Annotated in this window: 10 protein-coding genes; 4 read left to right on the plus strand and 6 right to left on the minus strand. The window is 44.5% G+C overall.

Going from position 1 to position 13,664, the window contains the following annotated elements; translation table 11 throughout:
- The first annotated feature begins 51 nt into the window (after nucleotides 1–51).
- The 3 genes from AAFN85_RS24845 to ftcD all read left to right on the plus strand — a co-directional run bounded on the left by AAFN85_RS24845 (nucleotide 52) and on the right by ftcD (nucleotide 3,035).
- On the plus strand, nucleotides 52–549 hold the full coding sequence (locus AAFN85_RS24845; RefSeq protein ID WP_347530475.1) for a hypothetical protein: 498 nt from the start codon (nucleotides 52–54) through the stop codon (nucleotides 547–549).
- A gap of 51 nt (nucleotides 550–600) precedes the next feature.
- A complete protein-coding gene (locus AAFN85_RS24850; protein ID WP_347530524.1) occupies nucleotides 601–1,272 on the plus strand; it encodes an amidohydrolase family protein in 672 nt (223 codons plus the stop codon).
- Between the two features lie 77 nt (nucleotides 1,273–1,349).
- Nucleotides 1,350–3,035, plus strand: coding sequence for a glutamate formimidoyltransferase (gene ftcD, locus AAFN85_RS24855; protein WP_347530476.1), 1,686 nt, complete (start codon nucleotides 1,350–1,352; stop codon nucleotides 3,033–3,035).
- A 232-nt stretch (nucleotides 3,036–3,267) separates the two neighbouring features.
- Here ftcD and AAFN85_RS24860 read toward each other — a convergent pair whose 3' ends face one another.
- From AAFN85_RS24860 to AAFN85_RS24880, 5 genes are all read right to left on the minus strand, one after another.
- Nucleotides 3,268–4,194, minus strand: coding sequence for a hypothetical protein (locus AAFN85_RS24860; protein ID WP_347530477.1), 927 nt, complete (start codon nucleotides 4,192–4,194; stop codon nucleotides 3,268–3,270).
- An 85-nt stretch (nucleotides 4,195–4,279) separates the two neighbouring features.
- The gene (locus AAFN85_RS24865) at nucleotides 4,280–5,470 is read right to left on the minus strand and encodes a M20 family metallopeptidase (protein ID WP_347530478.1); all 1,191 of its coding nucleotides are present in this window, start codon (nucleotides 5,468–5,470) and stop codon (nucleotides 4,280–4,282) included.
- Entirely contained in the window at nucleotides 5,463–5,924 is a 462-nt protein-coding gene (locus tag AAFN85_RS24870; RefSeq protein ID WP_347530479.1) for an SPOR domain-containing protein, read from the minus strand. Before AAFN85_RS24870 ends, AAFN85_RS24865 begins: the two co-directional genes overlap by 8 nt.
- Nucleotides 5,925–5,990: 66 nt before the next feature.
- Nucleotides 5,991–9,302 carry a preprotein translocase subunit SecA gene (gene secA / locus AAFN85_RS24875; protein ID WP_347530480.1) on the minus strand — a complete coding sequence of 1,104 codons (3,312 nt, stop codon included), beginning with the start codon at nucleotides 9,300–9,302 and terminating at the stop codon, nucleotides 5,991–5,993.
- Nucleotides 9,303–9,706: 404 nt separating this feature from the next.
- Nucleotides 9,707–10,282 (minus strand): hypothetical protein, encoded by a 576-nt coding sequence (locus AAFN85_RS24880; RefSeq protein WP_347530481.1) that lies wholly within the window; start codon nucleotides 10,280–10,282, stop codon nucleotides 9,707–9,709.
- A gap of 78 nt (nucleotides 10,283–10,360) precedes the next feature.
- On the opposite strand from AAFN85_RS24880, the gene purD reads away from it, so the two are divergent.
- Nucleotides 10,361–11,635, plus strand: a complete 1,275-nt coding sequence (gene purD, locus AAFN85_RS24885; protein WP_347530482.1) for a phosphoribosylamine--glycine ligase — start codon at nucleotides 10,361–10,363, stop codon at nucleotides 11,633–11,635.
- A 360-nt stretch (nucleotides 11,636–11,995) separates the two neighbouring features.
- On the opposite strand, the gene AAFN85_RS24890 is transcribed toward purD, so the two are convergent.
- Complete coding sequence (locus AAFN85_RS24890) at nucleotides 11,996–13,627, minus strand: ABC transporter substrate-binding protein (RefSeq protein WP_347530483.1); 1,632 nt, start codon at nucleotides 13,625–13,627, stop codon at nucleotides 11,996–11,998.
- Nucleotides 13,628–13,664: the final 37 nt, after the last annotated feature.

Here is a 13,664-nt window from a genome sequence, read left to right on the forward strand (position 1 = left end):
TTTTAAAACTTCGTAAGTCTGGTTCTACAATATATTACTGGTAGATACGAAATGAAAAAACTAATCGGTCCATTTACACAAATATTACCCTTAACCGGCTTGCCGCTTAAAGGAGCAATAAAAGATGAGCAATTGCAAATCATCCCGAACGGTGGGATATTGACCGAAGATAGCACCATCCTCTCTGTAGATGATTTCGGAAAACTCCGCAAAAACTATCCATCTGTACAAATAGAAGAAATAACCGGTGAGCAGGTATTGCTACCCGGCTTTGTAGATTGCCATACACACATCTGCTTTGCGGGTAACCGGGCTAAAGATTATGCCATGCGTAACGCCGGTAAAAGCTATCTGGAGATCGCGGCATCAGGAGGTGGCATCTGGGATTCGGTAACGCAAACCCGCGCGGCTACCGAAGTTGAACTAAGCTTATTATTACAACAACGGATCAATCGCCATTTGGCAGAAGGTGTAACCACCATCGAAGTAAAAAGCGGCTATGGCTTATCTGTGAATGAAGAGTTGAAACAGCTCAAAGCCATTAACTAGGCCGCAAATAAAACCCACGCTCACATTATACCGACTTGCCTTACAGCGCATATCAAACCCAAAGATTTTGACGGCAATGAAAGTGAGTACCTTAAACAATTGCTCAATGATCTGCTGCCTAAAATTAAACAGCAAGGCCTTGCCGATAGGGTTGATATTTTTATTGAACAAAGCGCTTTTAATACCAGCGATGCTTTATTTTATTTAAGCCGGGCCAAACAAATGGGTTTTGAAGTAACCGTGCATGCCGATCAGTTTACAACAGGCGGCAGCGAAGTATCCGTTAAGGCAAGGGCCGCCTCGGCCGATCACCTGGAAGCCAGCGGCGATTATGAAATAAAATTATTAGCCAATTCAGATACCGTTGCAGTAACTTTACCAGGCGCTTCGTTAGGTTTAGGGATGGGATATGCCCCGGCCCGCAAACTGCTTGATGCCGGTGCCTGCCTGGCCATAGCCAGCGACTGGAACCCTGGCTCGGCCCCTATGGGCGATCTGCTGATGCAGGCCTCGGTAATGGCCGCAGCCGAAAAGCTAAGCACCGCCGAAGTTTTAGCTGGTTTGACCTACCGCGCAGCACAGGCACTAAAACTAAATGACCGCGGTACATTAAGCAAAGGCAAGCTTGCCGATATGCAGGCCTACCCATGCAGCGATTACCGCGAAATACTTTATCACCAGGGAAAACTAAAACCCACCAAAGTATACACGGGCGACCGTTGATTTTGAATGATTTTTATGATTTCGCTGATTATTTAATAAAAAAACTAACCTCTGATCTCTAACCTCCAATCTCTCCAATGAAATTAATAGAATGCGTACCCAATTTTAGCGAAGGTGTAAACCTTGATATCATCAAACAAATAACCGATGCCGTTGAATCTGTTGAAGGCGTAAGGTTATTGAATGTTGACCCCGGCAAAGCCACCAACCGTACTGTGGTAACTTTTGTAGGCGAACCTGAAAATGTAATCGCAGCGGCATTCCTCGCCATAAAAAAAGCCGGTGAACTGATTGATATGAGCAAACAAAAAGGCGAACACCCAAGGATGGGCGCTACAGATGTTTGTCCGCTGATACCGATTAGTAATATTACCATGGAGGAGACTGCCGAATACGCTGTGAAACTGGCCAGACGGGTAGGGGAAGAGTTACAGATTCCGGTTTATTTATATGAAGCTGCTCAGCCTAACAAAAGCCGTAGCAATCTATCAATAATTCGTGCAGGCGAATATGAAGGCTTTTTCAAAAAGATCAAACAACCGGAATGGGCGCCCGATTTTGGCCCGGCGGAAAATGACGTTAAGCGCGGGGCTACCGTAATTGGGGCAAGGGATTTTTTGGTAGCTTATAATGTTAACCTCAACACAACCTCTGTGCGCAGGGCAAATTCTATCGCTTTTGATGTACGGGAGGCTGGGCGTACGCTACGTGAGGGCGATCCTATAAATGGTAAGATAGTTTATGACGAAAATGGGAAGGCCAAAACTGTTCCCGGCTCGTTAAAATCGGTGAAAGCTATAGGCTGGTATATTGAAGAGTACGGCGTTGCACAGATCTCGATGAACCTGACCAATATCAACGTTACGCCTGTTCATAAAGCTTTTGATGAAGTTTGCGATAAAGCCGCCGCCCGCGGCATCCGGGTAACCGGTAGCGAACTGGTGGGATTGATCCCGCTCAAAGCCATGCTCGATGCCGGCAGGTATTTCCTTGAAAAACAACAACGCTCGGTAGGGGTGAGCGAAAAGGAGTTGATCAAAATCGCCATCAAATCGATGGGGCTGGACGAGCTTTCGCCATTTAAGCCCGAAGAACGCATTATTGAATATTTATTAAAAGATAGGGCCGATAGTAAACTCATCAACATGAGCCTTACCGATCTGGCTGACGAAACCGCGAGCGAAAGCCCTGCGCCGGGTGGTGGTTCTATTTCGGCGGCTGTTGGTGCTTTGGGTGCCTCGCTGGCTATTATGGTGGCTAACTTAAGTTCACACAAAAAAGGATGGGATAGCCGCTGGCAGGAATTTAGCGATTGGGCACAAAAAGGGCAGCAGTTTAAAAATGATCTGCTGACGCTGGTTGATCAGGATACCATCGCTTTTAACCGCATTATGCAGGCGTTCAGTTTATCAAAATCAAACGATGAGGAAAAGGCTGCTCGTGATAAAGCGATACAGGATGCTACCCGTTTTGCCATTGAAATACCTTTTAAAGTAATGAAAACCGCTCTGGATAGTATGGAGATGATTAAAGCCATGGTACTAACAGGCAATCCCAATTCGGTAACTGATGCAGGTGTGGCCGCGCTTTGTGCCCGTACGGCTGTTTTAGGTGCGTTTATGAATGTGAAGATCAACGCTTCAGGGTATAAGGATAAGGATTATGTGGTGGATATCATGTACCGGGGAAATGAAATTGAGCGGAAAGCGATTGCGCTGGAGGCTGAGATTATTGAGTTGGTGAATGAGAAGATAGGATTATAGTAAAATCTATCCTGTATTTTAAGATGATATGGCTTGGGAACATCGGTTAAGTTGAAAACTTAACCGATGTTCCACCACGGGTCAGAGACCCGCGGCAGCGTATTTAAAAAATCTAAAATCTACCGCGGGTTTAGCGATAGCGTAACCCGTGGTTGCAATAGGTTAAGTTTTCAACTTAACCCCCAAAATCAAGACCATGATGATCACACGCATAAACTGATGGCAATGTGTACTACTCCCTCTTATAATCCTTATGCACAATCAAAAAACCCGCCCTTTCTTCTTTATGAAAAGGAATACTCCAGTTACCCTGGTAAGTAATTTTGGTAGGTAGCGGTTCTCCATCAAAATTATTCAGTTCGATGTTCATCTGAACATTAAAATCAAAGAACATATTGCTGAACTTCATATCAATATAGCGGCCTAAAATCTGGAAAGTACGCTCATCAAAAATGGTGGTCATCTCCTTGATCATGGTATCGCCATCTGATGTGCTGGGTTTGCACCGTACTTTAAAGCGATAAACCGGGATGGTGTCGAGGTATTTACCACGGGCAAATTCGTAATAGTAATACTGACGCATGTCACTGCCAAATATTTCGGTTTTGCTGCTGATGAAGGGGATGCCGTTTATTTTGCGCCCTGGTGTAAAGATGAGCGCTTTAAGTTTGCTTTTGTACGATTCATTTTTGCCTCCCGATCCTGGCAATGCATCGCCTTTGGTAAAGTCGGAGTTGTAGGCATTCATGAAAATAAAATCGAACATCTCTACCGTGTACAATTGGTATTTACCATTCTTCTTGTACACGTCGCCGCTATCCTTTTTTGCTATGTATTCAATTTTATGTTTCCCGGCAGCGTTGCTATGGATTATTTTGCGATATATGCGGCCATCTACCTTATTCTTTTTATCATAAGTGAAAATCCGATTCTCGGCAGTAAAGCCGAACTTTTTCATGTTTTGGAAAGCTTTGTAAAAACCAGTGTCGGCTAAAACGGCGTCGATAAAATCCTGCGCGTTGAGTTTGTGAGAGCGGATATCAACCAATGAATCAATCACGATAGTGCGGATAGTATCCGGGTTGAAGCGGTTGATCTGTTGGGCTTTGGAGGTAAAACCGGCAGTTATGATGATAAGGAGCAGGAGGAGTTTTTTCATGGTAAAATTAGGTGAAAGGTTAAAGGCGAAAGGAAAAAGGCAGTTGCACCTTTCGCTTTTAACCTTTTTCCTTTCGCCTCAAAAATTAGTTGCCTAATTGCTTCAACGCCAAATAGGCCATCAAGCCTGTACTCACCTTAAACGCATCCTCTTCCACATCAAAAGTAGGCGTATGTACCGATGAGGTGATCCCACGCGCTTCGTTACGAGTTCCCAAACGGTAAAAACAGCTATCAGCCGCTTGTGAGTAATAAGCAAAATCTTCGGCTGCCATCCAGATATCCAGGTCGAGTACGTTTTCCTTGCCTAAATAATCTTCGGCATGGCCGCGGGTGGCGTTGGTTAGTTTTTCTTCGTTGATGAGGAATGGGTAACCGCGCATAATATTGAAATCACAGCTTCCGCCCATGCTTTCGGCAATGCCTTCGGCCATTTTTTTCATGCGTTTGTGGGCTTCTTCGCGCCATTTCTCATCCATGGTACGGAAGGTGCCTTCCAGGTAAACCTCATTCGGGATCACGTTGGTAGCACCGTTGGCTATCACTTTACCAAACGAAAGTACCGATGGACTTTTCGGATCAGCAAAGCGACTAACTACCTGTTGCAGGGCGGTTAATATATGGGCGGTGATGATCACCGGGTCGATATTTTGTTGAGGTTGCGCTCCGTGGCCGCCTTTACCTTTAACGGTAACATACAGCTCATCGGTTGAAGCCATGTATTTACCAGCACGGAAACCTACCTTACCGGCATCAATCAAAGGCATCACATGCTGACCTAATACCGCTGCCGGTTTCGGGTTTTCTAAAACGCCTTCTTTGATCATCAGGCTTGCACCGCCCGGTAGTTTTTCCTCGGCAGGCTGAAAGATCAGTTTTACTGTTCCAGCAAACTGGCTTTTCAACTCGGTTAAAATGCTTGCCGTACCCAATAATGATGAAGTGTGCGCATCATGACCACAGGCATGCATTACACCCGGATTTTGTGATTTGTATGATACCTCGTTAGCTTCCAATATCGGCAGTGCGTCCATATCGGCACGTAAAGCAACTACGTTGCCGGCGTCAGATGGTTTTTCGCCCTGGATCAGGGCTACCAAACCGGTATCGGCCATTTTATGGTATTCTAAACCCAGTTCTTCCAGTTTACGGGCAACATAGGCCGAAGTCTGGATCTCGTGGAAAGATAATTCTGGATTGGCATGCAAATGGCGACGGGTGGCCACTACATCATCAAATATTTTTGCTGATAGCTCCTGTATTTGCTCTTTAATCATTATTGGTATCCGCTTTAGGAAGATTAATTTTTTCGGAAAGAATAAATATGCTTGAAAAGGACGATCGTATTTCCTGCACCAGTTTTTCGGCTTCGAGCCGGGTACGGAAGTCGCCTGCTTTTACTTTAAAGTTGGGTTCGCGATAGTTGATATAGGTACGCAACTCCGGGTATTGGGCCTGTAGTTTGGCCTGGGCGTTAAAGGCAGCGCTGCGGTTTGAACCGCTGAAGAACTGCACCCGGTAACCATAAGTCGCTCCCGAAGGATCGGTTCCGGTTACACCGCTAAGCGAAAATCGCTTGGCTATCAACGAATCAACCAATGGATCTTTCACCACTTCAACTTTGCCACGGGTTTGGGCGAAGCTGTGGGTTGATGCTAATAGCAATAAAACGAAAAAGCAGTATTTGATTATCGTCTGTTTGGTTGATTGATCAAATACTGCTTTTTTCATAGTTCTTGTTATATAAAAATGATGTCATGCCGAAACAAGTTCGGGATGACGTTTTTAAAAGGCTACTTAAACCTGCCCTACGCCGTGGCAGTTTTTGAATTTTTTGCCGCTTCCGCATGGGCAAGGATCATTCCTGCCAATTTTATTTTCAACCCTTACCGGGGTGATTTTTTGTTGCTCTTGCGGAAAATCGTCCAACGGTACGCCATTGCTTTCGGTTACTACCTCGGCTTTGGTGGTTTTCATTTTACGCAGATCCAATTTTGGTTCAGGCTTTGCTTCCCTTACCTCTTCGGCCTGTTGCTGAACCGGGATACCGCCGCGGAACAGGAAGCTTACGATCTCCTTGTTCACATTGGCCAACATGCCGCGGAACAATTCAAAAGCTTCAAATTTGTAAACCAATAACGGGTCCTTCTGCTCATAAACCGCATTCTGTACCGATTGTTTTAACTCGTCCATTTCGCGCAGGTGCTCTTTCCATGCATCATCTATCAGGTATAGGGTAACGTTTTTCTCGAACGATTTAAATACCTCGTGACCATGGTTTTCAACCGCTTTTTTAAGCGGAACAGCTACCTGGATGCCATGGATACCATCGCTAAACGGAACTACAATGTTTTCAATGTACTCGCCGCGGGTTTCGTAAACATCTTTAATAACCGGGTAAGCCTGTTGTGCAACGGCTTCCTGTTTACGTTTGTAAAACTCCATAACACCGTTGAAAACCTCATCGGTTAAAGTAGCTACAGATTTTGAAGCGAAAACATCGGCACTAAAATCAACATCTACAGAGAACAAACGGATAATTTCCAATTGGAAACCATCAAAGTTGTTGCTCTCTTTATATTCGGTTACAATATCTTCAACAACATCAAAAATGGTATTGCTCAAATCAACATCTAAGCGCTCGCCAAACAAAGCGTTTTTACGTTTGGTGTAGATCACGGTACGTTGTGAGTTCATCACATCATCGTACTCCAACAAACGCTTACGGATCCCGAAGTTGTTTTCTTCTACTTTTTTCTGCGCACGCTCTATCGATTTGGAGATCATAGAGTGCTGGATCACTTCGCCCTCTTCAATACCCATACGTACCATCAGGCTCGAAATACGCTCCGATCCGAATAAACGCATCAGGTTATCCTCTAACGATACAAAGAACTGTGAAGAACCCGGGTCACCCTGACGACCAGAACGACCACGTAACTGCCTGTCAACACGGCGCGATTCATGGCGCTCAGTACCAACGATAGCTAAACCTCCGGCTTCTTTAACGCCTGGGCCTAATTTAATATCCGTACCACGACCAGCCATGTTGGTAGCAATGGTCACCGTACCTGCTTTACCAGCCTCAGCCACAATATCGGCTTCTTTCTGGTGCATTTTGGCGTTCAGTACGTTATGTTTAATGCCGCGCAACTTAAGCATACGGCTCAATAATTCAGAAATCTCTACCGAAGTAGTACCTACCAATACCGGGCGACCGGCCTGTGTTAACTTAACGATCTCTTCGGCAACGGCGTTGTATTTTTCACGCACGGTACGGTAAACCAGATCCTGGCGATCATCACGAACAATGCCCGAGTTGGTTGGAATTTCAACCACATCAAGCTTGTAAATTTCCCATAACTCACCTGCTTCAGTAACGGCTGTACCGGTCATACCGCAAAGTTTGTGGTACATCCTGAAGTAATTTTGCAGGGTAATGGTTGCAAAAGTTTGAGTTGCATCCTCAACTTTTACGTTCTCTTTAGCCTCAATAGCCTGGTGTAAACCATCAGAGTAGCGGCGGCCATCCAATACACGACCGGTTTGCTCGTCAACTATCTTAACCTTGCCTTCGTCCAGAATGTATTCGGTATCTTTTTCAAACAGGGTATAAGCTTTTAATAACTGGTTAACCGAGTGGATCCTTTCAGATTTGATCGAGAAATCACGCATCAACTCATCTTTGCGCGCTATTTTATCTTCAGGGCTCAGGCTTGATTTTTCAATTTCAGCTACTTCGGTACCTACATCAGGCATCACAAAGAAGTGAGGATCCTCGCCCGAAGCGGTGATCAGCTCAATACCTTTTTCAGAAAGCTCAACCGAGTTGTTTTTCTCGTCGATAACAAAGAATAATTCCGAGTCTACCTTCGGCATTTCTTTGCTTTGATCCTGCATGTAGTGGTTTTCTACTTTTTGCAGGATGGTGCGGTTACCGCCCTCACTTAAAAATTTAATTAAAGCCTTGCTTTTTGGTAAACCACGGAAAGCACGTAACAATGCTAAACCACCACCTTCTACATCTGTATCACCTGCGTTGATAGCTTTTTTAGCATCGTTTAATACGCCGTTGATGTAATTTTTCTGCGCGTTAACCAAACGCTCAATGCGTGGTTTCAACTCATAAAACTCATGCTCATCTCCACGTGGGATAGGACCTGATATAATTAAAGGTGTACGGGCATCATCAACCAAAACCGAGTCAACCTCATCCACCATCGCGTAGTGCAATTTGCGTTGTACCAGTTCTTCAGGCGTGCGTGTCATATTGTCACGCAGGTAATCGAAACCAAATTCGTTGTTGGTACCGAAAGTAATATCAGCTAAATAAGCTGCGCGACGTGCCTCAGAGTTAGGCTCGTGTTTATCAATACAATCAACCGAAAGGCCGTGGAATTCATACAGCGGACCCATCCACTCGCTATCTCGTCGAGCCAGATAATCATTCACGGTTACAATGTGTACACCTTGTCCGGCAAGGGCGTTAAGGTATGCAGGCAGTGTAGCTACCAACGTTTTACCCTCACCTGTAGCCATCTCCGATATTTTACCCTGGTGCAATACGGTACCGCCAATAAGCTGTACATCGTAGTGAACCATGTTCCAGGTAACCTCGTTCCCGGCGGCAATCCAGGTGCTGCTGTGAATAGCTTTATCACCTTTAATAACCACGTTCGGCTTGCGTGCGGCCAGCTGACGGTCGAAATCAGTAGCGGTAACCTCTATCGATGGATTGGCAGCAAGGCGGCTCGCGGTTTCTTTAACAACTGCAAATGCCTCCGGCAAAATGTTCATCAATATATCTTCAAGCTCTTTGTTACGGTCTTTTTCAAGCTTATCAAGCTGAGTGTATAACTCAACTTTTTCAGCTACATCCATATCAAGCTCGTTTTCTGTACGATCTTTAATAGCCTGGATCTCGCTGTCGATGCCCGAAAGGCCCTGAGCTATAGTTTCTTTAAAATATATGGTCTTAGCCCTAAGCTCATCATTACTCAGGGAGCCAAGTTTTGGAAATTCAGCCTTAATTTTCTCAATTATAGGCTGTATGCTTTTTACATCCCGTTCTGATTTGCTTCCGAAAAGCTTACTGATAAAATTTAACATATTATTTTATTATGATTCAACCCGGTTCAACAATTGCGCCATAGCGGCCATTAGAGCCAAATTGACAGGCAAATGTAAGATTTTGCGCCGAAAGCCGAAAGGTTTAAGGCGTAAAGCGCTGTTAAGGGTGAAAGATTGACATTAAGGTGTTAGTTAAAGTTGTTGTTTGTGGGTTGTTCGTTAAGTTGTCTGAACCGTGATTTGGGTGGATTTATGGGATGACAGGATTTTGATTGGCTAATTCTCCAAAAAATCTAATAAATCTTAAAAACCTACCCAAATCCCGGTTCAGAAAATAGCTACTATGGCATTGCCTGCGGCCCGCGCTATCCGCTCATACTGCACAGGCCTTAGCCACAAGGCCGGTATCCGCTACTATCGCTAATGCGGGCATCGGGGTTTTATTAATCATTGTTGTTTTTGTCATCACCTTTCCCGCCCTTATCGTCATCATCGTCCTCCTCATCCAAATCTTCGCTTTCAAAATCGTTCAGGTCATCTTCGTTAAACTCGCCGAAAAAACGGTCTTCATCAAACATCAGTTCTTCCAGCTTTTCCTGCTCGGGTGTGCTGGTATCAAAACGGATGGCCCAGTTATCGGGGATATCGTAAGTTTTATCAAACCCGCGGATCCAATCCACAAACACCAGCCTAAACTCTTCTATCTTTTCGCGCATTAGTTGCACGTAATCCTCTTCGTTTATTTTTACCATTGATGCGAAGGATACGGCATTGAACATGTCTTGCACGGCCAGCTTGATCAATACTGCGTTCTGCATGCGTAACGAGTAGAGACTGCCGCCTTCGGCACCGGCAATTTTTGCCTGGATGAGGGCGGCATTGCTGCAGATCTGGATAGCCAGGTGCTCTTTCATGCTGTCTTCCTTTAAAGCTTCGGCAATAACATCGGCAAGGTCAAATAATTCCTGTGCTTTTTGATATACCGGGAGCTTTTCAAACTTTTCAAGTCTACGGGCCATGTGGTAAATTTACTACTTATAACACAAGTAGCCTTATATATAGTATTAAAGGCTTGTTAAAAAAACTATCTTTGCCGCATGAATATCCTGATCCTTGGTTCGGGCGGAAGGGAAAGCGCCTTCGCCTGGAAAGTAGCCCAGAGCCCTAAGTGTGAGAAACTTTTTATTGCGCCCGGTAATGCCGGCACAACGCAATACGGTACAAATGTAAACATCAAGGTTACCGACTTTGAAGGCATTAAAGCGCTTGTTTTAAATGAGGACATTAACCTGGTATTGGTTGGTCCCGAAGAACCACTTGTAAAAGGCGTTCATGATTTTTTCCTGGCTGATGAGCAGCTGAAAAACATCCCGGTTGTTGGTCCGCAGCAGGAAGGCGCCCAATTGGAAGGCAGCAAGGATTTTTCCAAGCAGTTTATGGAGAAGCATAATATCCCTACTGCCGCTTATAAAACTTTTACTAAAGATACCCTGGAAGATGGGTTGACATATTTAGCCACTGCCGGCTTACCGGTAGTATTAAAAGCTGATGGATTAGCGGCCGGTAAAGGCGTGCTGATCTGCCTTACTTTAGAAGAGGCCCAAACCGAACTTACCGCTATGCTGGCCGATGCCAAATTTGGCGAAGCAAGTTCGCGTGTGGTTGTGGAGCAGTTTTTAACAGGCATTGAACTATCGGTATTTGTGATGACCGATGGCAACAGCTATAAAATATTACCCGAAGCCAAAGATTACAAACGCATAGGCGAAGGCGATACCGGCCTCAATACAGGTGGTATGGGTTCTATCTCGCCGGTGCCATTTGCTGATGCTGCTTATATGAAAAAGGTAGAGGAGCGTGTGATCATCCCTACAGTTGAGGGTTTGAAAAAAGATGGTATCCCATACAAGGGTTTCATCTTTATCGGCCTGATGAACAGTAACGGCGAACCATGGGTAATTGAATACAACTGCCGCATGGGCGACCCGGAAACCGAGAGCGTAATGCGCCGTATAGATTCGGACTTTGTTGACCTGCTTTTAGGTGTTGCCGAAGGAAACCTGAACGAAAAAGAAATTATCATAAGCCCTAAAACCGCGGCCACCGTAGTAATGGTAGCAGGTGGCTATCCGGGAGAATACCTTAAAAATAAAGTAATAACCGGTACCGAAAACGTGCGCGATTCTATCGTGTTCCATGCAGGTACGGCTATGGATGGTGAGGATGTGATCACTACCGGTGGTCGTGTTTTGGCTATTACTACTGTGCAGGATAATATGTTTAGTGCATTGCAGCAGGCTACTGCCGATGCAAGTAGGATATATTATGATGGGATGTACTTTAGGAAAGATATTGGATTTGACCTTCTTTAGTTGGTCATTGAGTCATTAGGTCATTGAGTCATTTTTTGAAAGATATTTCAGTCGTCTGGCATCTTCTAAGAAATTACAAAAAGGGTTTCCGGAATTTCCGGAAGCCCTTTTTAATAACTCACTACCGCGGGTTTAGCGATAGCGTAACCCGTGGGAATAACAGGTTAAGTCTCTGACTTAACCTCAATAGTCCAACATACCATCTGCCACCGACTTAGCTATAACTTAACCCATTGCGAATAACTCATCTAATCCGGTAGTCACTTAAGTCAGAGACTTAAGTGATTTTACACCACGGGTTACGCTATCGCTAAACCCGCGGCAGATTAGCGGCTGTTTTTGTTTTTTTTAACCTACGCTCTACTTCTTCACCACCTTCTTTAGCACCAATAAATTCTGCCCATTCAAGCTATAGCCGCTAATATTATTCTGGTAAAGGTTCACTATCTTATCATAATATAAAACCACTACCGGCGATTGCTGCATCATCAGATTATCCATTTGATGGTAAATAGCGAAGCGTTTTTCATCATCCTTTACCTGGTAAGTTTGCTCAAACAGTTCATCAAATTTTTTATTGTTAAAGCCAGTATAATTTGGCCCGAAAGGAATTTTGTTTTTAGAATAAAATACCGAAAGGTAATTTTCAGCATCGGGATAATCGGCTATCCATGAGCCATAAAAAAAGTTTATGCCATTTTTAGAGATCAGCTCCCGCAAGCTTGCACCTTGTGTTATTTCCACATTGGTTTTTATACCAACACGCTCCAATTGACCCTGTACGTATTCAATCAAACTGCGATAGCCGATTGTTGTGGCCAGCGTAATCTCGGGCATATTTTTACCATTAGGAAAGCCTGCATCACGGAGCAGGCAACGGGCTTTTTCGGGGTCGTAATTGTATCCGTGTACGTCGTTACCTTTAAAACCCGGCATGCCCGGCGGTACGAAGCCGCCATAACCAGGTGTGCCCATGCTGTTACGCAGATATTTGATCATCTTCTCGCGGTCGATGGCGTAATTAATCGCCTGCCTTATCTTCAGGATTTTTAATGGGGATTTTTTAACGATAGGCAAGGTTGTATCCACCAACATACCTATATATATGGTATTCAAATAAGGAGCGGTATTCAGGATGAATTTGCCTTTATATTTTTGCGTTACCTTGCCCGATTTGGTGAGGATATCATCGCGATAGCTGCCATCTATATCATTTAAAAAATCGATGTTCTTTTTCACAAACTCTAAAAAGGAGGTTTGCTTATCGGCAATAAAGGTAGAGCGGATAGCATTGAGGTAGGGGAGGCGGTTGCCCTTATCGTCCTTTTCCCAGTAGCGCTCATTCTTTAAAAGCACCAAAACCTCGCCCTCTTTCCAGTATTTAAATCTGAACGGACCTGTACCAACAGGGTGACTCCTGAAATCTTTACCGTAAAATTCAACAACCTCCTTAGGTACTACCGAGCAATATTGCGCGGTAAGTAAACTCAAAAAAGGAGCGAATGGCTGCTTAAGTTTTATTTGAAATGTGCTGTCGTTCGCTGCTATAAAGGCGCTTTTATCTTTCACCTTATCGCTGAAGATCCATGAACCGGACGAGGCTACTTTAGGGTCGATCAACCGGCCAAAGCTGTACGCAAAATCTGACGCTTTAACCAATCGACCATGGCCACCGGCAAAATGCGGGTCGTCATGAAAATAAACATCATTGCGGAGGTGAAACGTATAAAGCAAACCATCGGCAGATGTTTCCCAGCTTTTGGCTATGCAGGGGATGGTTTTTAAACTATCGTTCACCTGCACCAGGCCATTATACAATTGGTTGTCCATCCAAATGGTATAATGGTTACGGCAAAAGGCAGGATCAAGAGAAGTTAGGCCCTCTTCGAGGTTGATATTGAAAACGGTTTTATGCTTGTCGGAGATATTTGAATGGCAGGCGCAAAGCTGAATTGAAAGTAACAATACAAAGTAAGTGATCAGCTTATTCATTCAGGCTAATATATTAAATATAGCGGTAGCCGGGAGA

Source organism: Mucilaginibacter sp. CAU 1740, from assembly GCF_039839285.1.
In the GTDB taxonomy this organism is placed as follows: domain Bacteria; phylum Bacteroidota; class Bacteroidia; order Sphingobacteriales; family Sphingobacteriaceae; genus Mucilaginibacter.